At 38.7% G+C, this 22,919-nt stretch carries 23 protein-coding genes; 10 read left to right on the top strand and 13 right to left on the bottom strand.

Going from position 1 to position 22,919, the window contains the following annotated elements; genetic code table 11:
- Positions 1 to 3 precede the first annotated feature (3 nt).
- Both prfB and recJ read right to left on the bottom strand, forming a co-directional pair.
- A protein-coding gene (prfB, locus tag GKR92_04495; protein QMU60996.1) for a peptide chain release factor 2 occupies positions 4 to 1,099 on the bottom strand; the annotation gives its coding sequence in 2 pieces (ribosomal slippage) (positions 4 to 1,026 and positions 1,028 to 1,099; 1,095 coding nt in all).
- Between the two features lie 105 nt (positions 1,100 to 1,204).
- Entirely contained in the window at positions 1,205 to 2,932 is a 1,728-nt protein-coding gene (recJ, locus tag GKR92_04500; GenBank protein QMU60997.1) for a single-stranded-DNA-specific exonuclease RecJ, read from the bottom strand.
- Positions 2,933 to 3,127: 195 nt separating this feature from the next.
- On the opposite strand from recJ, the gene GKR92_04505 reads away from it, so the two are divergent.
- From GKR92_04505 to GKR92_04545, 9 genes are all read left to right on the top strand, one after another.
- Positions 3,128 to 4,555 (top strand): dihydropteroate synthase, encoded by a 1,428-nt coding sequence (locus tag GKR92_04505; GenBank protein QMU60998.1) that lies wholly within the window; start codon positions 3,128 to 3,130, stop codon positions 4,553 to 4,555.
- Entirely contained in the window at positions 4,555 to 5,127 is a 573-nt protein-coding gene (locus GKR92_04510) for a DUF447 family protein (protein ID QMU60999.1), read from the top strand. The genes GKR92_04505 and GKR92_04510 overlap by 1 nt, the downstream gene beginning before the upstream one ends.
- Positions 5,124 to 5,831, top strand: coding sequence for a hypothetical protein (locus GKR92_04515; protein ID QMU61000.1), 708 nt, complete (start codon positions 5,124 to 5,126; stop codon positions 5,829 to 5,831). Before GKR92_04510 ends, GKR92_04515 begins: the two co-directional genes overlap by 4 nt.
- 31 nt (positions 5,832 to 5,862) lie before the next feature.
- The gene (locus tag GKR92_04520) at positions 5,863 to 6,123 is read left to right on the top strand and encodes a DUF5062 family protein (GenBank protein QMU61001.1); all 261 of its coding nucleotides are present in this window, start codon (positions 5,863 to 5,865) and stop codon (positions 6,121 to 6,123) included.
- A 34-nt stretch (positions 6,124 to 6,157) separates the two neighbouring features.
- Positions 6,158 to 7,525: a hypothetical protein gene (locus GKR92_04525; GenBank protein QMU61002.1), complete on the top strand. Its 1,368-nt coding sequence runs from the start codon at positions 6,158 to 6,160 to the stop codon at positions 7,523 to 7,525.
- A gap of 128 nt (positions 7,526 to 7,653) precedes the next feature.
- A complete protein-coding gene (locus tag GKR92_04530; GenBank protein QMU61003.1) occupies positions 7,654 to 8,082 on the top strand; it encodes a CBS domain-containing protein in 429 nt (142 codons plus the stop codon).
- 8 nt (positions 8,083 to 8,090) lie between these two features.
- Positions 8,091 to 8,657 carry a DUF924 family protein gene (locus GKR92_04535; protein ID QMU61004.1) on the top strand — a complete coding sequence of 189 codons (567 nt, stop codon included), beginning with the start codon at positions 8,091 to 8,093 and terminating at the stop codon, positions 8,655 to 8,657.
- A 7-nt stretch (positions 8,658 to 8,664) separates the two neighbouring features.
- Positions 8,665 to 9,414: a hypothetical protein gene (locus tag GKR92_04540; GenBank protein QMU61005.1), complete on the top strand. Its 750-nt coding sequence runs from the start codon at positions 8,665 to 8,667 to the stop codon at positions 9,412 to 9,414.
- Between the two features lie 27 nt (positions 9,415 to 9,441).
- Positions 9,442 to 10,347: a cation diffusion facilitator family transporter gene (locus GKR92_04545; GenBank protein ID QMU61006.1), complete on the top strand. Its 906-nt coding sequence runs from the start codon at positions 9,442 to 9,444 to the stop codon at positions 10,345 to 10,347.
- A 90-nt stretch (positions 10,348 to 10,437) separates the two neighbouring features.
- Here GKR92_04545 and GKR92_04550 read toward each other — a convergent pair whose 3' ends face one another.
- From GKR92_04550 to GKR92_04580, 7 genes are all read right to left on the bottom strand, one after another.
- Positions 10,438 to 10,869 (bottom strand): hypothetical protein, encoded by a 432-nt coding sequence (locus tag GKR92_04550; GenBank protein ID QMU61007.1) that lies wholly within the window; start codon positions 10,867 to 10,869, stop codon positions 10,438 to 10,440.
- A gap of 75 nt (positions 10,870 to 10,944) precedes the next feature.
- Positions 10,945 to 11,409: a tryptophan-rich sensory protein gene (locus tag GKR92_04555; GenBank protein QMU61008.1), complete on the bottom strand. Its 465-nt coding sequence runs from the start codon at positions 11,407 to 11,409 to the stop codon at positions 10,945 to 10,947.
- Position 11,410: 1 nt separating this feature from the next.
- A complete protein-coding gene (locus GKR92_04560; protein ID QMU61009.1) occupies positions 11,411 to 13,900 on the bottom strand; it encodes an MMPL family transporter in 2,490 nt (829 codons plus the stop codon).
- A 26-nt stretch (positions 13,901 to 13,926) separates the two neighbouring features.
- A complete protein-coding gene (locus GKR92_04565; protein ID QMU61010.1) occupies positions 13,927 to 14,538 on the bottom strand; it encodes a uridylate kinase in 612 nt (203 codons plus the stop codon).
- Positions 14,522 to 15,937, bottom strand: coding sequence for an aminodeoxychorismate synthase component I (gene pabB, locus GKR92_04570; GenBank protein ID QMU61011.1), 1,416 nt, complete (start codon positions 15,935 to 15,937; stop codon positions 14,522 to 14,524). Before pabB ends, GKR92_04565 begins: the two co-directional genes overlap by 17 nt.
- Positions 15,934 to 17,016, bottom strand: a complete 1,083-nt coding sequence (locus tag GKR92_04575; GenBank protein ID QMU61012.1) for a H4MPT-linked C1 transfer pathway protein — start codon at positions 17,014 to 17,016, stop codon at positions 15,934 to 15,936. The genes pabB and GKR92_04575 overlap by 4 nt, the downstream gene beginning before the upstream one ends.
- Positions 16,985 to 17,980: an ATP-grasp domain-containing protein gene (locus GKR92_04580; GenBank protein QMU61013.1), complete on the bottom strand. Its 996-nt coding sequence runs from the start codon at positions 17,978 to 17,980 to the stop codon at positions 16,985 to 16,987. The genes GKR92_04575 and GKR92_04580 overlap by 32 nt, the downstream gene beginning before the upstream one ends.
- A gap of 10 nt (positions 17,981 to 17,990) precedes the next feature.
- Between GKR92_04580 and GKR92_04585 the strand changes: the two genes are divergently transcribed.
- On the top strand, positions 17,991 to 18,698 hold the full coding sequence (locus GKR92_04585) for a hypothetical protein (protein QMU61014.1): 708 nt from the start codon (positions 17,991 to 17,993) through the stop codon (positions 18,696 to 18,698).
- On the opposite strand, the gene GKR92_04590 is transcribed toward GKR92_04585, so the two are convergent.
- The 4 genes from GKR92_04590 to GKR92_04605 all read right to left on the bottom strand — a co-directional run bounded on the left by GKR92_04590 (position 18,688) and on the right by GKR92_04605 (position 22,915).
- Positions 18,688 to 19,908 carry a 6-carboxytetrahydropterin synthase gene (locus tag GKR92_04590; GenBank protein ID QMU61015.1) on the bottom strand — a complete coding sequence of 407 codons (1,221 nt, stop codon included), beginning with the start codon at positions 19,906 to 19,908 and terminating at the stop codon, positions 18,688 to 18,690. The genes GKR92_04585 and GKR92_04590 overlap by 11 nt on opposite strands.
- A 167-nt stretch (positions 19,909 to 20,075) precedes the next feature.
- Positions 20,076 to 20,603, bottom strand: a complete 528-nt coding sequence (gene fae / locus GKR92_04595; GenBank protein QMU61016.1) for a formaldehyde-activating enzyme — start codon at positions 20,601 to 20,603, stop codon at positions 20,076 to 20,078.
- A gap of 135 nt (positions 20,604 to 20,738) precedes the next feature.
- Positions 20,739 to 21,587 carry a triphosphoribosyl-dephospho-CoA synthase gene (locus tag GKR92_04600; protein QMU61017.1) on the bottom strand — a complete coding sequence of 283 codons (849 nt, stop codon included), beginning with the start codon at positions 21,585 to 21,587 and terminating at the stop codon, positions 20,739 to 20,741.
- Positions 21,588 to 21,682: 95 nt separating this feature from the next.
- Positions 21,683 to 22,915 carry a sodium:proton antiporter gene (locus GKR92_04605; GenBank protein ID QMU61018.1) on the bottom strand — a complete coding sequence of 411 codons (1,233 nt, stop codon included), beginning with the start codon at positions 22,913 to 22,915 and terminating at the stop codon, positions 21,683 to 21,685.
- Positions 22,916 to 22,919: the final 4 nt, after the last annotated feature.

Consider the following 22,919-nt stretch of genomic DNA (forward strand, 5'->3'; position numbering starts at 1 on the left):
TACTTATAGGCCACTTTTAAGACTTGCTTCAATAAACTGATCTAGATCCCCGTCTAGAACCGCTTGGGTATTTCCTGTTTCAACCGATGTACGTAAATCTTTTATTCGTGATTGATCTAATACATACGAGCGAATCTGACTGCCCCAACCAATATCGGCTTTACTATCTTCAACTGCTTGTTGCTCACCTTGACGCTTTTGAATTTCCAATTCATACAATTTGGCTTTCAATTGTTTCATTGCTACATCTTTGTTTTTGTGCTGCGAGCGGTCATTCTGGCATTGTGTCACAACCCCTGTAGGAACATGCGTTATTCGAACTGCGGACTCCGTCTTATTAACATGTTGCCCACCTGCACCGCTGGCACGGTAAACATCTATGCGTAAATCTGCAGGATTTATATCTATTTCAATATCATCATCAATTTCTGGTGAAACAAATACTGCAGCAAAAGAAGTATGCCTGCGACTCCCAGAATCAAAAGGAGATTTTCTCACTAATCGATGCACACCTGTTTCGGTACGTAACCAACCAAAGGCATAATCACCTTCAAACTTAATTGTTGCACTCTTAATACCTGCCACTTCACCTGGGGAAACTTCAATTAGCTCGGTTTTGAAACCTTTACGTTCGCCCCATCTTAGGAACATACGTAATAACATTTCTGCCCAATCTTGTGCTTCAGTACCACCTGAACCCGACTGTATATCCAGAAACGCATTATTAGGGTCCATTTCACCAGAGAACATGCGACGAAATTCGAGCACAGCAACACGTGCATCTAGCGCCTGCAAGTCTTCACCGATGGCTTTAAGCGTTTCTTCATCCCCTTCTTCTGAAGCCAACTCTAGAAGATCACTCGCATCCGTCACTCCTCCTTCAACATCGTCTATGGTTTTGACTATTATTTCTAAGCTAGCACGTTCTTTACCCAGTTTTTGAGCAAGCTCAGGCTGGTTCCAGATATCTGGATCTTCTAATTCACGACTGACTTCATCGAGCCGTTCACATTTATTTTCATAGTCAAAGATACCCCCGGAGACTAGACGAACGTGTTTGTAGATCTTCGATCAATTTTTGTAGAGGGTTAATTTCCATATTCTTTTATTAAATTTTAAGTCGTATTATTTGCGCGCGTATAGTAACGCATATCTTGCCCCGAAATAAGCCAAGTAAAGCGAATTATTAAGCGATTTGTTAAGTTTAAATCGATTCTAAATGCTGGACAATGAGCTGTGCAGAACGGGCGCCACGAAACTCATTTATGCTGAGCTGATATGCAATTCTAACTTCGCTACTTTCTTCACGCCATTGATGCTTTTCAATATTGAAAGCAATCGCATCTATCTTTTGTCGACCCCCTGATGGTGTTAAATTTAACTTCAAGTGGTGTTTACCGACAATTCGATGATCATTCACGTTAAATACGCCATCAAAAATAGGCTCTGGAAAACCTTGACCCCAAGGACCGGCGCGAAATAATAGTTCAGCTATATCCAGCGATAGCTCATTTTCTTTTAACTCGCCATCAGACAATAAAATTGCCTCCAATTGTTCTGGAGTAACCAGCTCTTCTATCACATGATTAAAAGCTGAGGCAAACTCATTAAATTTTTCTTTTGGAATCGACATCCCTGCAGCCATGGCATGTCCACCAAAAGTATTAATTAATTCAGGGTGCCTTGTTGCAAGTAAGTCGATTGCATCGCGAATATGCAAGCCAGGAATAGACCGCGCTGAACCTTTAAGTTCTGTATCGTTAGTTTGCGCAAATACAATAACGGGGCGATGAAACTTTTCTTTTAATCGTGCAGCGACAATTCCGATGACACCTTGGTGCCAGTCTGCATCATATAATGCAATACCAAATCGATGCGCATCAACATTTTCAAATTTATTAGACTTCAATACCTCTAATGCCTGCTTTTGCATTTGCTGCTCAATTTGTTTGCGCTCCTCGTTTAGATCATTAAGTTGTTTAGCAAGTTCTAGCGCATGTCCCTCATCATCTGTAAGCAAACACTCAATACCTAAAGACATATCTTCTAAACGACCGGCTGCATTGAGACGAGGCCCTACTACAAACCCAAGATCTGTAGAACTCACCCTAAATAACTTTTTACCAGACACGGTAAGCATTGCTCGAATTCCTGCACAACATTTGTCTGCACGTATGCGACGGAGTCCTTGATCAACAAGAATTCGATTGTTGTAATCAAGCTTTGCTACATCTGCAACGGTACCTACCGCAACAATATCTAAAAATTGGGCAAGATTAGGTTCTCTTAATTGCTTTTCAGTAAACCAGTTGCTCTCTCGGAGCAACGCTCTCAATGCAGATAACACATAAAACACCACACCTACCCCTGCTAAGTGTTTGCTTGGAAAATTATCACCATTTTGATTAGGATTAATTATGACATCCGCTTTCGGAAGCTCTCTACCTGGCAGATGATGATCGGTTATTAAGACATCAATACCTTTTGCTTTTGCAGCAGCCACTCCTTCTATACTAGAGATCCCATTATCTACAGTGATAATCAAGGCTGGATTGGATTCAGCAGCGACTTCAACTATTTCAGACGTTAGCCCATAACCAAACTCAAATCGATTTGGCACAAGGTAGGAAGCATTTGAATAGCCAAAGCTTTTCAATGCTCGAATAAACAACGCTGTGCTGGTTGCACCGTCCGCATCAAAATCACCCACAATCAAGATATGCTGATCATTTTTCATACAGCGATAGATTAGCTCTACCCCTGCTTCTACATTAAGTAATTTTCCAGGCGGCAAAGCCTTAGTAAGCGAATGATTAATTTCTTCTTCATTACTAATGCCACGTTGAGCATAAATGCGCTGCAATATGAGAGGCAGTTCATTGATATCCTCACTGATAGCAACATCAGGACGGCGCTTAATTGTGGTTAGCATGTATGAATGACCAATATGAAATATAATTACATGAGCATTCTAAACAAGATACTAAACTTAAATCACTGTTATTTATTGCTCACTCTCTCTTTTGAGCTCATCAAAAAACCAAGAATTTAATTTAAGTGCGTGTAAAATGATTATATTTATTAAGTACTTATTTAAACTTACTCAAGTAGTTGTTTTACACAGATAATGGCTGAACATATTCTTTTCTTAACCGGCAAACTTGCAGAAAAAAGTTTGCATCGAGTATTGGAATCTATGCAGCCCACAGAATTTACCTATGAAGTACGTCAGCTGGGAGTCAGCGTCGCTGCATTAATGACGACCCAGCTAATAGAGAAACGCTTAACGGATACGGGTCTAGCACAAAAAGTTATCCTCCCAGGTCGATGTCGAGGAGACATTGAAGCGCTGTCCAATTCATTAAAACTACCCGTCGAACGAGGCCCTGATGAATTAAAAGATTTACCAGCGTATTTTGGACAGGTCGATCGAAAAGCAGACTTAAGTCAGTACGACGTACAAATATTTGCAGAAATTGTTGATGCACCGATGATGACCGTTGCTGATATTGTTAAACGTGCTCAGACCTACAAAGAAGATGGTGCAAATGTAATTGACCTTGGCTGCTTACCTAGCACTCCTTTTCCACACTTAGCTGAATCTGTGCAAGCACTTAAAGCCGAAGGTTTTAAGGTCAGTGTTGACTCATTAACTCCCGAAGATTTAGTAACGGGCGGAAAAGCAGGAGCCGACTTTTTACTGAGCTTAAGTGAAAAAACTCTTTGGATTTTAGACGAAGTTAATTCCACCCCGATTTTGATAGGCAACACTCCTTCAGATGCGCGCTCACTTTATCGTGCTATTGAACAACTGATTAAACAGGGACGAGAATTCATCGCAGACTCAATTTTAGATCCCATTCATTTCGGCTTCACCGAGTCAATTATTCGTTATCGTAACTTGCGCAAACGTTATCCTGACATCGAGATCATCATGGGTATTGGTAATCTCACCGAACTCACGCATGCAGACTCTGCAGGCACCAACGCTATACTACTGGGCATAATCTCTGAGTTAGAAATCAGACATGTACTTGCCACCGAGGTAAGTGAGCATTGCCGATACGCTGTACGAGAAGCAGATCTTGCACGAAGAGTTATGTACGCATCCAGAATTGATAGCATTCCTCCCAAGGGCTACGACAATGGTCTGATGGCGCTACATGAACGCAAACCGTTCCCATACACGATAGAAGAAGTTAAAGAATTTGCTGCCGAAATTAAAGATCCTAATTTTCGTATTCAAGTTAGTGAAGAAGGTGTACATACATACAATCGAGATGGTATGCATACCGCAACCGATCCATACGAAATCTACCCTAAATTAAATGTAGATGATGATGGTGGGCATGCTTTTTACTTGGGCATTGAGCATGCACGAGCGCAAATTGCATGGCAATTAGGCAAACGCTATGAGCAAGATGAAGAATTAGACTGGGGTGTAAGCACAAAAAGTGCAGCTGATGACTTAAGTCAATTCAAAGAAGCCGGCACAACCATGCACACACGGAAGACCAGAAAAGACAAAAGACTAAACACAAAGAAGAAAAAGTAATGCCCTTTATTAGAGAATGTATCGTTACATCGATCCGCGATGATAAAAGTATTCATATTGCCCCGATGGGAATTCATGAAGAAGGAGAACATCTTATTATTTTGCCGTTTAAACCCTCAGCAACCTTAGATAATTTACAAAGAGATGGCACCGCAACATTGAACTACACTGATGATGTGCGCGTGTTTGCTGGATGTTTAACCGGACATCGAGACTGGCCTACATGCCCTACCGAAGTACTCAAAGGTATACGTTTAGAAAACTGCCTAGCCCACACAGAGTTAGAAGTAATTGATAAGGTAGAAGATGAACAACGACCCAGATACACTTGCAAAGTGGCTCACGAAGTCACACACAAACCATTTCATGGGTATAATCGCGCTCAGTCAGCCGTTATTGAACTCGCTATATTAACGAGTCGCCTACACATGTTGCATCCAGATAAGATACAACAAGAAATTGAATATCTAAGCATTGGTTATGAAAAAACTTCTGGACCACGTGAACAAGAAGCTTGGGCATGGCTAATGGAAAAAATAGATACCCATAGGAATAAGGAAAGTCAAACATGACAGGAATGCTAGCCAGTGTTCGCGATCTTGAAGAAGCTAAATTAGTCTATCAAGGTGGTGCAGACATTATTGACCTGAAAGAACCCAATGAAGGTGCATTAGGCGCTGTGCCATTAAACGAGATACATCGCGTGGTTGATGATTTATGGGAAAAATGTGTAGTTAGCGCAACCATCGGTGACTTACCTGCAGACACCGCCAAAATAAATGAAAAAGTAACTCAAACTGCTGAAACCGGTGTTGATTACGTAAAAGTTGGCATATTCAGTGAGCGCCATATCGAATCTTGTTTACCAAGCCTCATTCATTGCACCAATAAAGGCATCTCAATCATCGCTGTATTTTTTGCAGACATGGAATTTGATGTGGACCTAGCCATTAAAGCCGCAGCAGATGCACGTTTAAAAGGCGTCATGTTAGACACTGCACGCAAAGGATCCGGAAGTTTACTGACCCACAAGAACATTATGCAGTTAGAATATTTTGTTAATCGGGCCAAACAAAATGATTTACTTACTGGACTTGCAGGATCACTCACTACCAAAGATGTCCCTACCTTACTTAAAGCCTCTCCTGATTATGTTGGATTTAGGACCGCTTTATGCACTAGCAAGCTAAGAACCGGCTCATTAAACGAACAAGCTATACAGTCTGTAAGAGAATCAGTCCCGGTTCCAGAAAAATTACTACGAAAACTAGCTTAAAACATTTCTATTAATTATTGTCAATTGCTCCATGAAAAAATTAAAAAATGAAGCAGAGTTAGTTAAAAAAGCAATACGCGTGGGAATGATCTATGCTGAGAAACGCGGTGTAGTTAAATTTGAATCCACCGATTCTGCAAGTGAAAAAATTGAATATCTATACAAATTACTTGTACACGACAAGCTAATTCAACCTTTAGCAAAAGACCAACAAGGCTTACCCGGCATGAAACACAAACTTGCTATTTGGGTATCCAAACAACTCCCTAAAGATCACCCGCTACTGCAGTAAATTTTTAAGTCGCTAAAGTATCGATACACTATCTATGGCGATACCCAAAAAACAAAAATCATTATCTCGAACAAGATTTCTTAGCCCATGGAAGCGATTTTGTCGTCTTGTAACACGTATCTTCTATCGAGAACTTGAAGTTACAGGGCTAGAAAATATTCCTAAGGATTCTGGATTATTACTATGCGCCAATCATGTGAATGCTTTAGTGGATGTCGTTGTATTGCAAGCATCCACTAATAAAGACTTACGCCCGCTTGCACGTAGCGGCCTATTTTTAAATCCATTTCTCAAACCAATATTAAATACGATAGGCGCTGTACCCATTTATCGTCGCCATGACCCAGATAGTGATACCACACAAAATCAAGACTCATTTGCAAAGTGCTATGAGCTTTTAGCAGAAAATGAAACCATAATAATATTTCCCGAAGGGCAAAGTCATTCAGATCCGCACATTAACAAACTAAAGACTGGCGCCGCACGCATTGCACTTGGTGCAAAAGAAAACAACAAGGCAGCTCCTGTTGTTATCCCAGTCGGACTCACTTTCTCACGTAAAGGGAAATTTCGCAGCGATGTATTAGTACAATATGGAATAGCTGTAGATATAACCACATCTGAAAAATTAGATTCATTTGAGTCAGTAGAACTAATAACGGATCGCATTAAACAAGAACTTGCAAAAGTTACGTTGAATGCGGATTCATGGGAAGATATCTATTTGATTACTCGCCTAGAAAAATTCTTTGCTCTTCGAAGAGGAAAATATAGAAAGGGACAATTAAAAGAGCGTTTCCATGCGCTGCAACGGCTTATCGATGCACAGCGTATTTTAAGAATCTATGAACCAGACAAAGTGCGTTCATTAGTTAAACAATTACGAGGCTTTGAACGATTATGCAAATGTTGCGGTATTCGCGACTACCATTTGACAATTAAATACAAGCCATTACTCGTTACCATATATATTTTACGTTTACTCTTGATCCTATTAATCGGCTTACCCATTGCAGCCTGGGGAGCTATTAATAGCTTTATTCCTTATCAGCTCACTCGTGACGTCGCGCGACGCATAGCGAAAGCTCCAGACCAATATGATACTGCCAATGTATCGTTTGGAATGCTCTTCTTTTTAGTATTTTGGGCAGCGCAAACTTATATTATAAATCTCTATTTTGGAATGACATCTTCGATAATATATCTTACTAGTGTTGCAATTAGCGCACCTTTTGCACTAAAGCTACGCAAGGAATATCATATAATTATCGACAATGTAAAAATATTTTTTTTATTCATGCGAAAAAAACAGCTACGCGAATATCTTGAAAGAAAACGCAAGGAAATAGAGATAGAACTTGCAAAATTATTACGCATTGTCAAAAGACTACCCACTATATAAAAATAAGGCTAGCACTATTTACTAAAGAACAAATTTGAAGATAGCGATCAATATTGGAAAACTGTAAACGAATTTATAACCAATAACTTTTTTGATTTAAACCACCTAACTAAAGGAGTTTAATTATCATGCAAACCATTAAACAGCTGTTAGATAACAAAGGTAATGAGATATCAACAATTGATCCGAACGATTCAGTATACGATGCAATCAAGTCTATGGCAGATAATCATATTGGCTCATTAATTGTCATGCAAAACAAACATGTTATAGGAATTATTACTGAGCGAGATTACTCAAGAAATGTAATTCTCAAAGGGAAATCTTCTGCAAATACACCTGTTAAAGATATAATGACTAGCAACGTCTTATGCGCTAAACCAGAACAAACAATAGAAGAAGCCATGGCTTTAATGACAGATAAACGCGTAAGACATTTACCCGTGATCGAAAATGGCAACCTTCTCGGGATTGTTTCTATTGGTGACTTAGTAAAAACAATTATATCAGAACAAAAACACATAATTGAACAACTCGAACATTATATTAACGGTTAATCTCATGCATGAATGACTCTACTAATGATGAGATTACTCATAATAATATTCTAGATTTTTGGTTTTCTGAATCTACCAAAAGACTTTGGTTTAACTCAATCCCCGAGTTTGACCAATCTATTCGCTTAAAATATCAACCTTTATGGGAACAAGCATCTGAAGGCCTGCTTGAAAGTTGGCGCGATACTTCGTTAGGTGCATTATCATTAGTAATCGTATTAGACCAATTCCCATTAAATATGTTTCGTGGAACTGCGAAAAGCTTTTCTACGGAAGCCCAAGCCATTATCGTGTCAAGAACTGCGTTAACCCAAAGTTTCGACAAACAATTAAGTAGTATTCAACTACCATTTTTATATATGCCACTCATGCATAGTGAAAACCTTGATGACCAAAATTATTCAGTTACATTATTTGAACAAGCTGAATTAGAAAGTAATATACGATTTGCAAAACATCATCGAGATATCATTGAAAAATATGGACGTTTCCCACATAGAAACAACATATTAAATCGAACAAGCACAGATGCTGAACTAGAGTATTTAGCCTCGCCACAAGCATTTAAAGGATAGCCTACCCATGCCAACAGGAAAGAATTGGCCCATCAGCTGGCAAGACTCGCTGATAGCTTCACTAGTCATCATTTCTTTTGTTAGTTTATTTTTTATCGAACCAATTTCTCAAGATCTTGCATACCATAGCTTTGCAGATAAACGAAATATGCTGAGCATCAGCAACTTTTTTGACGTGGCTTCTAATCTACCGTTTTTGTTTGTAGGTATTTTAGGTTTATTCTGTATTTACCAAAATTGGGGTGTAAGCAGTAGTTGGAGTTGGTTGATCCTTTTCTTAGCTGTCTTTCTTGTCGCATTTGGCTCTTCTTATTATCATCTAAGCCCAGAGAATAAGACCTTAACCTGGGATCGCTTACCCATGGCAATAGGATTTATGGCTTTATTTGTAATTGTTCTGACCGATTACGTAAACAGTAAACTTGAGAAATGGCTGCTGATCCCAATGTGCCTAGTTGGAGTGGCTTCGGTCATATACTGGCATATGACAGATGATTTACGTATTTATGCTTGGGTACAATTTGTTTCTATGGGTTTGCTACTGATAATCATTTCTATTTATAAGCCTTACCACTTACAAACAAAATATCTTGTATATGCCTTTGTTTTCTACACTCTCTCTAAGCTTGCTGAACACTTTGATAAGCAAATATATGAATTAATGGGACAAATAGTAAGTGGTCATACAATAAAACACCTGCTTGCCGCTATAGCTACGTTTTGCTTTTACTTATTACTAAAACGGCGGGTAACCTAAGCACTGTAGTTTATATACAATACAGACATGGAACACTCCCACCAGCACCCTACTCCTAAAAATTACAGCTTGGCGTTTGGCATTGGCACGGCTTTAAATGTAATTTTTGTAATTGTTGAAGCAACTTTTGGCTTTTTATCTAATTCTTTAGCGCTCATTGCAGATGCAGGCCACAATCTTGGAGATGTTCTTGCACTACTTTTGGCATGGGGCGCAACGTACTTAGCTCAACGCAAACCCACCAACACAAAAACCTATGGATTACGCAGAGGAACTATCTTAGCGGCCTTTATAAGCAGTCTAATTCTTTTAATGACGATGAGCATTGTTGCCTGGGAAGCTTTGGGACGATTTTCTATCCCGTCCGAAGTCAATTCAATGACGATTATTATTGTAGCGGCAATAGGTGTCGTTATAAATACTGCTACTGCACTGCTATTCTTAACGAGTCAACATGATGATTTAAATATTAAAGCCGCATTTATTCACATGGCTGCCGATGCAGGAGTTTCATTAGGTGTAGTCATTGCAGGCATCGCAATAATGCTAACAGGACTGTTTTGGATTGACCCTGCAATTAGTTTACTAATTGTTATTGTGATTGTGATCAGTACTTGGGGTGTATTTCGAGATTCATTTAACTTAGCCATGGATGGTGTACCCAAAGGCATAGATGTTGAAGAAGTAAGAAGCTTTATTTTACAACAAGATGGAATTACGGCTATTCACGACTTGCATGTTTGGGCCATGAGCACCACCCAAGTTGCACTTACTGCTCATATTGTTCGTGATACAACAAATTTAGATGATCAGTTTTTACAACAGCTTAGTTCTGAATTACAAAATAAGTTTGGAATTATCCACCCGACTATACAAATTGAATCTGGAAAAAATGCGCATTTATGTGACCAAGCCCACCTTGATAGTGTATAGCTAATCTTTGGCTAAACACATTCCATGCATTAATAATTTATATTACGTCCGCTTTCGGCCAATAGCAGACATTTACATGATTCAGTTGCTCTATTTCATGACTTCCCAACTTTCAATTCCACCTGTTACTATGCGGAAAAAAGGATGAGCATCAAGCTCCTTAATCGCTCTTACCTTAAAATATAATGGTCGATCTCGAGATTTTAACTTTACAAGTAAATGCCGCCTCTCATATTCCAGTTGGCCAATATTTACATCCATTATTAATCTAGATGTTGTCTTATCAATTTTATCAACGTTAAAGCTATACCCTCGCTGTAAAGATTCTTGATGAATGTGATAAAGGTATTTACCAATTGCAAAAATTGGTGCTCTTTTTGACTTGAACCGATCTAGCTGCGGGTGATTACGATAACCCTGCGTTTCACCTTTCAATACTTTTTGGGCAAGCAATGCTTCTCTCCAAAGAGCTACCAAACCTTTAGTATCGAGATATTTCGGATGAATTGACCATAAGCGCATAAGAATTCAGTATGTACGATTAAAAGGATAATTGAAAAGGCTGCAATACCGATAGCGAGCATGCGATCTTGATAACTAAAGATTATTCATTTGCACAAAAGAATAATTTAGATATATAGCAAAACTTACCCATGTTAAATACGGCAACATCAATACACCCGCCTTTTTGTCAGTCTTAAAGAAAATAATGACTGTAGACAATATCGCAAGCCATAGAATGATAATTTCTAATAGCGCTAAATCAGGTCGATGTATACCAAAGAATAAATACGACCATAGAATGTTTAAACCTAACTGCACAATAAACAATAACAGCGCAATGCTCAGCCCATATTCACGCTTCCCCCAAATACGCCACGCAGCAACTCCCATTAAAATAAATAAAATATTCCATACAATTGGAAATACGATATTAGGAGGGGTCAATGAAGATTTCTGCATACCTAGGTACCATTCCCCAGGAGTAAAGAAAGACCCTACAAATCCAACGAATAAACACAAGCCTATCCAGAAAGCTAAACTAAGCCATTTTACATTCATTTTAAACTTTGAGTGGTTTCATTACCGATAGCAACAACGGAATGATGCTAAAGGTTGCAAATAGCGACACAAGCATTGCCACACTTGTCAGCAAGCCAAAATAAATGGATGGCACAAAATTAGAAAGGATCAATACCACAAACCCCAAGGTGATGGTGATAGAGGTAAAGTACAATGCCTTACCTACAGTTGTTTGTGATTTATGTATAGCCTGGTAGTTATCACCACTTTCAGCATATTCTTTCTTATAGCGATGGATATAGTGAATGGCATAATCCACCCCTATTCCTATCGTGATGGCTGCAATCGTTATGGTCATTATATCTAACGGAATACCGAACACACCCATACACCCTAAAATAAAGAGCGCTGTAAAAATATTCGGCAATGTTCCAATAATCGCAAGCTTCACACTTCTGAATAGAACAATCAGCATAATAAGTATTGCTACAAAAACAGTACCGAGCGTTAAGATCTGTGACTTAAATAAACTTTGTAGAACATTATTGTATAAAACACTAATTCCTGTTAACCGTACACTTTCACCATTTTTTATAAATTCGCCATTTAAATCTGCCTTGATCTTTTTCAGCAAGTCATTGCGAATCAAAGTGTGGTCAGAATCCTTGATACGCGCTAGTACACGTGCTTGACTTCCATCACTTGAAACGTAGGGCGATATCAATACGTTTTTAATTTTTTCTGGTACTTTTGAATAGACCAGTGATAAATGAAAATCCTCTAATGGCCCACCTTTATTGATCGTTCTGAACACTTCCTCAGTGCTTGATAAAGACAACACCTTGCCAATTTGCGGCAGGTCTTCTAAATATCGATGAACTTTGTTAATCTTTTTAATTCCGCTGCGGTTATACCAATAACTTTTTGCCGTAAAGTCATCTTGGGTTTCTTCCAGCTCTGTTAAATAATCACCAAACTCTTCATCTTCTTCTAACTCGTCATCTATCTCCTCTTGCTCAGAACCTGCTTCTAGCATAATCTCTAGCGGAACCGTCCCCCCCAAGTCTTGATCTACTAATTCCAGTCCTTTATATATATCAGTAGATTTTTTAAAATAATCAATAAATCGATTTTCTACAGTAAGTTGACTGATACCTAATATATTCAGTGCAAACATTCCAATTAATATCGTTAAAGTTAATTTCTTATTTTTAACAATAACTTGCAAAATATTTTCAAGAAAATCAGCAGATTTATCTTTCTCTAGTTTGCGTGATATAGGCTTAATCAGTTTTATCAGTGCAGGCAACACCGTAAACGTCAGCAGAAATGCACAAAACAGCCCAAGTATCATAATGTAGCCAAAAGTGATTACTGGATTGATATCACTCACCACTAATGAGAAAAACGCTATCGCAGAAGTCAACACCATGTACGAACACGGAGTGATGATTTGAGAGATAGCAGTTCTAATCTTATCTTCAACACTATCATCAGGATGTTTTGCCTGAATTTCCTGATAGCGAATTATTACGTGTATCGATAACGTGACTGAAAATATAATCAGCAAGGCAACAAAATTAGAGGAAATAATGGTTAACTGAAAGCCTAATAGCGATGCTAAACCTGCAACCAGTAGAACATTTAATACTGCACAAATAAGTGCTAAGAAAATCCACGCTGGTTTTCTAAAAAACAAGAACAATACCACTATCATAATACCCAGGATGGCAATGCCAAAAGTACGTATGTCTTTAACCACATACTCTTTCATGTCATTTCCAATTAAAGGCGCACCTGCTAAATAAAATTCCCCTTTATCCACTTCCGCAGCCAGTATTCCTCTTACAGAATCTAGCACTTCCTTATAACGCTGATTGATGACTTGTCGTTCTAATATAATATTATCACGCAGCTCCTCTAGCTCATTTGTGATTTGTGTTTTCTTAGGGTCGGATTCTTGCTGTTCTAATAGCTCATACTTATGCTCAATTAAACCAACAAGTTCTTTATTCTTCTGTATATCAACTTTTATAGCGGTTGTACTTAAGTCTTTACTGATTAAATTATTAACGTATATCGGACTCGAGGTGAATTCTTGTTCCGCTTTTTTAAGATCAACATTTGAGTTCAATAAATTGGAAAAACTAGTTTCGCCTGTTTTTTCATCTTCTTTGAGTTGCAATAAAAGTGGCACATTACTCAATGAGGTGACACCGGCTATTCCATTGATTTTCTTAAATTGATTCGATATATCTTCTATATAGCGAATGGTTTCAAGCTCCAACATAGCTTTATTGGGCTTAAAACCAACAATTATGTATTCATCCGTACCATATTCGCGGTGCACCTCTCGATAATATTTAAGATCAGGATCACTCTCTAACATGAGCGAATCAGGAGAAGCATCAATGTTTAGATTTGCAATATAGACACTAGATGCTGCAACGAGCGCTAACATACTCACAAGTACAACGATTGGTTTGCGTATAACTATTTCAGTTATTGCACTGCTAATAATTTGGAACATGATTTTTTATTTTAAAGTAATTTATATTAATGTGTATTAAGCAAGCTCTGTAAGTCGCTCACTTTCGACTTATGCAAAATATTTAAATTTATTTTATTAGCATTGACTAATTTATTTAATGTTGCATCTATACATTTGCTTTTAGTAAGAGAGTCTAAATCTGTTTCTTCTAGTACTTGTTTTGAAGATTTTACTAATAATAGATTATTTATACCCAACTTTCCCGCTAACCATACTGCCAGACTATCTGAGGTCACGTCCCAAGTTTGGTCCAATGTACATTGATTACGAACCATCTCATAGGGTTCCCATATAGCTACTTTTGACTCTACCCAGATTTGGTGTGTGCGTTCTGCTGAATGCGTTAATGCCATTGCAGGACAAAGTGAAGCCAATACATTCGCATATTGCTGCATTGCCATAACCGCCATATGGTGCGCATAAACTCCTAAATCAAATTTCTTATCAGCCAACCTCACTTGATCTGCGAATGGCCCACCCCCAGGAACGATGATGATTTTTTTACTCGAATATTCGCTAATAGAATTTAACCACTGAACTAGATACTTACTATCGCATAAGCTACCGCCTATTTTAATCACCCAAGCTTCAGTATTAATCCTAATATCCTTGGGCATATTCCTTACCTTGCTTCAGTACGCGCATCATGGCCGCTGCCTTATCAAAGGTTTCTTGGTATTCCGCACTCACTTCTGAGTCGTGAACAATTCCGCCACCAGCATAAAAATACATCTGTTGGTTTTTATGCAAAATTGTTCGAATTGCTATATTAGTATCCATATTGCCATCATTACTTATATACCCAATCGCACCGCAATAAATACCTCGACGATGTGGTTCTAGCTCTTCGATGATTTCCATCGATCGTAGTTTAGGAGCCCCTGTAATAGATCCTCCAGGAAAACTACCACGCAACAAATCAAGCGCACTACGATGATCTCGTAATTTTCCAGTAATAGTGCTTACCATATGATGAACATTTGGATAGCTCTCTATATCAAATAATTTTGGCACTTTAACAGAGCCTAAAGCGCAGTTTTTACTAATATCATTGCGTAGCAAGTCTACAATCATGACGTTTTCAGCTTGGTCTTTTTTGCTATTTATCAGTTCTTGCAAAAGCGCATCATCTTCTTGTAAATTTTGTGAGCGTGGGCGCGTGCCTTTAATTGGTTTGGTTTGAACGACATTGTTTTTAACCGATAAAAACCGTTCTGGAGAATTACTAAGGACTTGGAAATCCGTGTAATTCAAATAGGCACTAAACGGTGATGGATTGATACGACGAAGCACACAATAAGCTTGCCAAGGATCGCCTTCAACTAGCGCATTAAACCGCTGGGCTAGATTTACCTGATAACAATCCCCTTCTCTTATATAAGACTTAATCTGTGCAAAAGCTTTTGCATAAGCTGCTTCATCCATATTAGATTCGACACTTCTCAATACATTAAATTCTTGGCGTTTTTTTAGCGGTTTTTTATCCAGAACATATTTAACTAAATCATCCCAATCTCGCTGTATGCGAAGATCGGTTTTATCGCCCACCAAAACAGTATTTTTCTTTTTGTGGTCTACAATTATTGCCCAGGAGTAGATCCCTATTTTCATATCAGGCAAATCAATATCGTCTTGCGAAATAGATGGAAGCTTTTCCAGTGATCTACCTAAATCGTAACTAAAGTAACCTAGCGCACCGCCTACAAAAGGCAGTTTTAAATCATTCTCTAGGGAATCGGATTTGTTTTTTTGTATTTGGGGTAGAAGATATTCTTTTAGTACAGAAAAAGGATCACCAGGAGCGGATAAAGATTCTGACCATGATTCAATATTATTTTTATTATTTTTACTAGTTATGCAAACTTTTGGTCTTGAACTGATAATGTCATAGCGGCCATATATAGCATCCGGCTGATTACTATCCAAAAATACTGACCAAGGTTCTTCAGCAAATTTATCAAACAATATACTGCTATTATGTGAATAGGGTATTTCTGCAATTAAATACTTATTCATCCATCATCGCCTATAAAAGCAGGACTTGCATAGGCTAAGCACGCCACCGATGCTGCAGGTGCACAATCACCCACCCCAAATTCACAATTTAGCGCTGTTAGATCAAAGTATTCTTCAAAATCAATATATTCTCTACCCAATTGCTGTGCCAGATCTCTTACTAAGAAACGCCCTACACCAGCACCTACGATTGGCGTGGCAAGTGATACGCTCTTTTTCATGAATTGATGGCGACAGGCATCCTTGATTATTTGAACTTGAGCGGCACGTATTTGTTTTGCAACTTTACGCCATACTTCCAACTCCTCTTTCTTTGCATCATTAGCAAACATTCTTGCAAGGCGAGCTGCACTACTTGATACATCTTTTGCGCGACCATCAAGCGTATCACTTAGATCTGCGTAAGCGGATAACTCACCGGTTAGACGATATACATCTGCAGTATTTGCAAAGTACTCATTGATGACAGGGATTTGTTTTTCTTTTACTAGAGCAGACTTGCTGATAGCAAATATAGGGGTTCTAACCACGCCACAGTACACCAACTCTCTTGCAATCAGCCTTTGTTCATCCGTGTATCCTGCATACGCCACTTTATGATCACGCACTTCGACAATATCAGTTGTAGTACTGCCAATATCAATAAATAAAGCATTCTCAATGTTAGCTGCGGCATAATGCGCACTTGCCAGCCAGTTTGCAGAAGCAATTTTACAATATTCAGCAGTCGCTTGATCAGCACCCACAAACCCATCCGTCCCTGCATAGTATTGCACCTTAGATGCGCCTAGTTTATTTGACATTTCTGCAATTATCGAAAGCACGCCTTGCTCGCGATCCACAAAATGATCCACTAACTCTCCCGTCATAGTTATGGCATGCACATACTGTTCAAAATTAGCATTTTTTTGAACCACATCTATGCAGTCACTTAATTCATTAACTCCCTTCCAAAGAGGACAAACCAATTGTTGAACTTGAGAAATAATTTGCTTGTTAGCGATTGCAACTTTTACGTGTGCGCCACCAACATCCCATCCTATAATATTAGGCTGCACGTTCTGCCCCGACCTCAACAGTAACGCTAGCGTTTATAGTGGCAATAATTTCTGGCAATTCCTGCTTAGCAAAAGTCTGCAGCAACCATTCAGCAGGGTTTGTGCCTAATGCTGATTTCAAACCCACATATGAGGTCGTTAATCTTGGATTAATTTCAACCAATAACACTTCATTATTGGTAATTAAAATATCTACTCCAATATAACCTTTTAAACCAGGCAAGGATTTTATTAACTTCTTACTAAATTCGATAAAATCATTTCGCTCAAGCGCATTAACCACACATTCTTTTAATTTCAGACTGTCGTCTGTCTCGATAAGCTTTTGTATATTGGCACTTAACACCCGACATTTACCCTGCCAACATAACAAACTTAAACTTGCGCTTTGTGCTTGAATATAGGGCTGAATAATGTAGTTCTTCATCTCGCCCAGGTTTATTGCATCACTTAGATGTTGTGTAGTGGTTAATAAATGGATGTTTTCACATCCAACCCCGTCTTTGGGCTTTATAATGATTCTATCTGCTTCTACAGATTCTATATTTTCTATTCCGTACGTTGGAATTTGAGAAACACCATAGCCTTGCAAATATTCGAAAGTATCTAGCTTATTGCCCACCAGCGCTATGCTTTCGGCTGTGCTATTAAGCAACATGAACCCTCTATTAGAATATTTCTCACACAAACTAGATAAAATATTTCCACTTTCTGGTGCAATAATCAGCAAAGCATCCACATGCGAGGACAAAGTATCAATCACCTCAACATAATCGTGCTCTGCACTCACAACATGCTCATCATTAACACAAGGGTTACGCTGCAATCGATAATCACGCATTATACTGACTTGCACATCAGCCAATTCTGAAAAATCTTCAACTACAGCATTAAGCATTAATTTACCTTCATTCACTAACGTAGCTGGCAACGCCTCGCCTACCAACCCTCCACCAGTGATATACTCGAAGATCAATATATTCATATTATTTGAAATGCTAATCGTCCCTGTTATAGATCTTTGCAAAGGTATTGTTGTTCATGCAATTGAAGGTAATAGAAAAGAATATCAGGCCATTGAATCTAAGCTTTGCTCTTCTGCTGATCCATTAGATGTCATAAGTGGCTTTCTAAAAGTATTTAATTTCAAATCAATTTATATTGCGGATTTAGATGCATTAGAACAACAAAATGCTCATTTAAAAATTGTTGAATCCATCTGCAATAAACACCCAGAATTAGAAGTTTGGTTGGATACCGGCCCTTCATTGATAGAGCATTATTTACAGAAAACTGATTTTCATAATTTACGTTTAATTCTTTCCTCAGAGTCACTGCCTTCAGTAACTACTTTCTCTTCACTGCTAGACCAATATCCTCAACATAATTTTCTTTTATCTCTAGACTACAAAGCCAATACACTGCTTGGGCCACAAGGGCTTTTACAGCACAAACAACAATGGCCAGAAGATGTGATTGTGTTAAATCTTAATAGTGTTGGCGCTAAAGCTGGTGTTCAAATCCCAACCGAACTTAATCATCACGAAATAACCAATAATTTTAATACCTATTATGGTGGAGGTATACGCAATTTAAACGACATAAAAAAACTTAATTCATTTAGTTTCGCAGGCGCACTTGTTTCAACTGCTTTACATAATCAAGATATAACGGGTGATGATATCCACTTACTTAACCAATAGCCTTAAGCCTTCGCTGAGAACTTTGACTTAAAATATTACGCAGCTGAGATTTACCTAACTCGTCTGAAACAAAGTACCTTAACAAAGCACTTTGCCCTTTCTTTTGCATCTCATCCAAACTTGGACCTTTATAAGTACAATGTGACTGACTGGTTTCATATATTTGTAATTCAGTTAATCCCGGAAGATATTCAATTAACTTTTCCCAAATGAAAATATTTAACAGTTCAGTACTTGAACGCCAAGATAGTTCTGCTGCCACGTAATTTAAATTATGGTGATCTAACTCATTAACAATTTTTTCTTTTGCGATACGCTTCAAATAACCATAGTCGAGAACAAATCCTGTTAATGGGTCAATATGATCTTTGACCTTAACGTTCATTGCATATCGCCCGCCATGAAGATTCTCACATTTATCAGGGTGATCGGTAATAAAATGCGCAGAATCAAAAACCAGTTCTTTAACTACTGTCGCCTTTTCATGCTGTTCAAAGAATCGTTCACATGCATTTGGTATGTCTTGCAAGTATTCAGATAAAAGGTTAACTAACCGTGTAGTGTCTTCCAGTGTTTCACACCTCATTAATTGGCCTTCTGTATATTCAGACGCAGCAAGAGGTTTTAGTCGAATCTGATATTCTTTCGCCAGTTCGACTCCCACTCGTTGCGCATCTTCAATTTTTGGAAAATCAACAAACAGGTAGCCTGCATGTAGCTCACCAATATGCGCAATTAAAACCGCAATTTGCTGTAAAAATGAAGACCCAGAACTGTTAACGATCCTTGGTGGCAGAAAAACGCTCGGTACTTTTAAAAAGTTCTTTGCAACTACTCGATGACTATCATTTTCGTAAAAGTATTCTTGTTTGAACTGAAAACCTAGTGCATGCAGCACTTTTTGGTACCAGAGCAATTGCTCTAACCTGCGTATGCCGAGCGTAATGCAGTAAAATTCACCTTGTTGTTGAATCGCATCTGCCATATATAAGCCAGCAAGCACATCCTGCACCTGTTGGTTGAATGATTTAGTGGGCTTTAAATAGCTTGCAACATTATCTTTTTGATTTACCTGATCAGCATTAAGCAACAGATCTAGAGGTAGATGATGACGCAATGCATACTCTTGCAAGGTTAACCCGCAACAAGCAAACAAATGCTCATTGTCTATTTGATTGCCAAGCTCTGTTTTACATTCATTACATTGCATACGAATACCATCGAATCTGTCTAGTGAAACTATCTAGTCAATATATCTAGTTAATAGATCTGGGGCTCATTATATAAGAAAATCTTACAGGTTAAGAAGAAACCAATAGGCAAAAAAATGCCCCGATAAAAATCGAGGCATTTCTATAAATTGCTCTAAAAAGTAGCCTAGAAACCCTTGAATGGGTGCTCTGCGCTGTCTTTTTGTGCAACAACTGTAGCAGCCTTAGGCTCGTCCTTAACGGCGCGCTCTAAAGATTCTTTTACAGCTTTGTAGTTGTTTTCATAGATAGCTTCGTTGCTCTTAGCTTCCCAGTGAATGAAAACACCAACACAAACGAAAACATCATCCGCTTCGTCTGCAGGGATAGTGCCGTCTTCAACGCTATCTGCTACTGCTTTAGCAACAGCTGCTTGAGCTGGGCCAAACATTTGTACTGCTTGCTCGCCACCTTTGATGGTCACTTTATTGAACATCATAGTATTTGGCTTACAAGGTAGGTTTGGTGCAACAACAGCTAATAAAGTTGAGAAGCCGTCCTTGTTATTTACCAAGCCATTACAGAAAGCTGTTTCAACAGCAGAACCGCGTGGTCCGATTAATAAATCGATGTGCGCGATTTCAGCCATAGTGCCTGAAGGGTCGTTATCATTAACGAGAGACTCTCCAGTCATAACTCTATTGATTAATGCCATTATTTTATTCTCCTAAAATTATATTTCTATTTGTCGACAAACATAGGTTCATCTGCTGATAAACCTACAATCTCCCTTGGAACTCCGCAGACAATGTCTGTGAACCTACCACTGTCTTACAACCGACCCATCCTATTAGTATAGGCCAGCCGCGAAGATGCTAGCTGCAGTAAGATCCGCTGAGGTTCCCGGGTTGATTAGGTCTCGCTTGAGTTGGCGGTCAATTTCTAATAATTGTGCCTCGTGCCCACTCGGTATGTCCGAACGGCAGAGCTCCATCTCAAGATCCGAGATCATATCACTAATTTCCCTAGCTTTTAAGAGCCCAAATTTCCGTTCAATTAAACTATCTGGGTAATGTGCTAAATAGGACATGAACAACCCTGTTGTAGCCCATTTTTCGTCCTTCCATTTCTCCATCAACGTCTGGTAGCGAGGCACACCAAAGTTAAAAATATCCTGATAATTGTTTGAATATTGAGCAGCGATCTGATCCCAGCTAGATGCAATTTTCATTGTATTTAAGAGAGTTACGCTAGGTTCTTCAGAAATATCTTGATCGTCTTTATCGCCCATTCCCCCAGGTTTCGCTATGCGTATCGCTTGATACACAAGCTGCGCATCTTCAATTGATGTCTGCTGTAGTATATTTTCTAAAGCCAGCTGAATATCGCCTCCAGTCCCCCGTGCATAGGCAGCATGAACTAGCGGGGCCATTAAAAGAATCATGCCAAGATTAGTATTGGTGCCCACCGCAGCATGAGTAGCTGAAGCGGCATTCAAGATACGAAGTCCTAAACTTGAATTGGGATCAGTAATCGATTCTGCACTTACTTTGGCACTGGTCAAAAAATCATCAACACTGAGATCTTTAGCGCCTGAGTAGACACTGATATTACCCGGCTTTAGAGATTGGACATCTAATTGACATACATGCAGATAGAGACGAGTAAGCTCTGCTCGCAGTTCATTATAGCCACTCATTTTGCTGTTTTATAAATCCGGATGAAATTCTCTAGGTCTACTAGAAATATACTCTAGATCTATACAGTGTGCTTGAGGAAGCACACTGACCGTAATTACTTTTGTGAAAAAGCTAGAACCTTTTTAATGGTAAGCCCTTGCACGAGAATCGAGAAGACTACTATGAAGTAAGTAATCACAAGAAGAGGCTCTCGTGCCGGCCCATCTGGTATTGAAAGTGCTAAGGCAACAGAAATCCCGCCGCGCAATCCACCCCATGTTAGTATGGTTGTCACATAAGGGGAAAAAGTTCTGAACTTACTCATTATCTTGATTGGTATACCCACACATACAAATCGCGCAAGTAGTACGACTGGAATTGCGAGCAATCCAGCTATCATAAATTGATTAGTAAAGGTTAGGATCAACAATTCCACACCAATTAATAAAAACAGAATTGCATTGAGAATCTCATCAATAAGCTCCCAAAAATCATCAAGGCGCTCGCGGGTATTATCTGACATGGCTAACATTCTGCCTTGATTACCAATGAATAGTCCTGCTACCACAATTGCAATCGGTGCAGAGACATGGATAGATTCAGCAAACGCATACCCACCAGAAACAAGTGCCAAAGTAATTAAAGCTTCAACCTGATAGTTATCTACCCCACGCAACATAAAGAATCCAAGTAAACCCAGACCTAGACCAAAGAAAACTCCGCCAATGGCTTCTATCGAAAATAACTTAATTACATGCGAAGTGGTCATCTCATCACCACCGGCAGCAATCCCTAACAACACAAGAAAAACAACTACTCCAACGCCATCATTAAATAATGATTCGCCAGCAATTTTAGTTTCTAAGGTTTTTGGTGCACCCACTAATTTTAAAATTCCCATCACTGCAATAGGATCAGTAGGTGAAATTAGTGCGCCAAACACCAAACAATACATATATTCAACAGGAATTCCTAGCCATTGCAGAATGTAGTACATTACAGTACCAATAATAAATGTAGAACTAATTACTCCGACAGTAGCCAGTGTGGCAATTAACCATTTCTGCTCTCGTAAGTCGTTAATATTTACATGCAATGCACCAGCAAAAAGCAAAAAACTCAACATACCGTGCAACAATGCTTCATTGAAATCTATGCTTTTAACCAGCGCTGTTGCCTGCTCATCTAAAGAAAATCCAAATTCTCCAAATAACAGCAGCGCTAACGAGAACAACAAGCTCAGCAACATAATGCCAATCGTTGTTGGTAGCTTAATATATTTATAATTTATATAGGAAAACACTGCAGCAAAAGATAGAAGTAGTGAGATAATTTCAAATAAACTCATAAGA

It is taken from the genome of Gammaproteobacteria bacterium (assembly GCA_014075255.1).
Lineage (GTDB): Bacteria > Pseudomonadota > Gammaproteobacteria > UBA4575 > UBA4575 > JABDMD01.

Excerpts from the sequence above, each read along its gene's own strand:
- recJ (QMU60997.1), bottom strand. The coding sequence starts at position 2,932 with ATGCTAACCACAATTAAGCGCCGTCCTGATGTTGCTATCAGTGAGGAT.
- GKR92_04505 (QMU60998.1), top strand. The coding sequence starts at position 3,128 with ATGGCTGAACATATTCTTTTCTTAACCGGCAAACTTGCAGAAAAAAGT.
- GKR92_04510 (QMU60999.1), top strand. The coding sequence starts at position 4,555 with ATGCCCTTTATTAGAGAATGTATCGTTACATCGATCCGCGATGATAAA.
- GKR92_04515 (QMU61000.1), top strand. The coding sequence starts at position 5,124 with ATGACAGGAATGCTAGCCAGTGTTCGCGATCTTGAAGAAGCTAAATTA.
- GKR92_04520 (QMU61001.1), top strand. The coding sequence starts at position 5,863 with ATGAAAAAATTAAAAAATGAAGCAGAGTTAGTTAAAAAAGCAATACGC.
- GKR92_04525 (QMU61002.1), top strand. The coding sequence starts at position 6,158 with ATGGCGATACCCAAAAAACAAAAATCATTATCTCGAACAAGATTTCTT.
- GKR92_04530 (QMU61003.1), top strand. The coding sequence starts at position 7,654 with ATGCAAACCATTAAACAGCTGTTAGATAACAAAGGTAATGAGATATCA.
- GKR92_04535 (QMU61004.1), top strand. The coding sequence starts at position 8,091 with ATGAATGACTCTACTAATGATGAGATTACTCATAATAATATTCTAGAT.
- GKR92_04540 (QMU61005.1), top strand. The coding sequence starts at position 8,665 with ATGCCAACAGGAAAGAATTGGCCCATCAGCTGGCAAGACTCGCTGATA.
- GKR92_04545 (QMU61006.1), top strand. The coding sequence starts at position 9,442 with ATGGAACACTCCCACCAGCACCCTACTCCTAAAAATTACAGCTTGGCG.
- GKR92_04550 (QMU61007.1), bottom strand. The coding sequence starts at position 10,869 with ATGCGCTTATGGTCAATTCATCCGAAATATCTCGATACTAAAGGTTTG.
- GKR92_04555 (QMU61008.1), bottom strand. The coding sequence starts at position 11,409 with ATGAATGTAAAATGGCTTAGTTTAGCTTTCTGGATAGGCTTGTGTTTA.
- GKR92_04560 (QMU61009.1), bottom strand. The coding sequence starts at position 13,900 with ATGTTCCAAATTATTAGCAGTGCAATAACTGAAATAGTTATACGCAAA.
- GKR92_04565 (QMU61010.1), bottom strand. The coding sequence starts at position 14,538 with ATGCCCAAGGATATTAGGATTAATACTGAAGCTTGGGTGATTAAAATA.
- pabB (QMU61011.1), bottom strand. The coding sequence starts at position 15,937 with ATGAATAAGTATTTAATTGCAGAAATACCCTATTCACATAATAGCAGT.
- GKR92_04580 (QMU61013.1), bottom strand. The coding sequence starts at position 17,980 with ATGAATATATTGATCTTCGAGTATATCACTGGTGGAGGGTTGGTAGGC.
- GKR92_04585 (QMU61014.1), top strand. The coding sequence starts at position 17,991 with ATGCTAATCGTCCCTGTTATAGATCTTTGCAAAGGTATTGTTGTTCAT.
- GKR92_04590 (QMU61015.1), bottom strand. The coding sequence starts at position 19,908 with ATGCAATGTAATGAATGTAAAACAGAGCTTGGCAATCAAATAGACAAT.
- fae (QMU61016.1), bottom strand. The coding sequence starts at position 20,603 with ATGGCATTAATCAATAGAGTTATGACTGGAGAGTCTCTCGTTAATGAT.
- GKR92_04600 (QMU61017.1), bottom strand. The coding sequence starts at position 21,587 with ATGAGTGGCTATAATGAACTGCGAGCAGAGCTTACTCGTCTCTATCTG.
- GKR92_04605 (QMU61018.1), bottom strand. The coding sequence starts at position 22,915 with ATGAGTTTATTTGAAATTATCTCACTACTTCTATCTTTTGCTGCAGTG.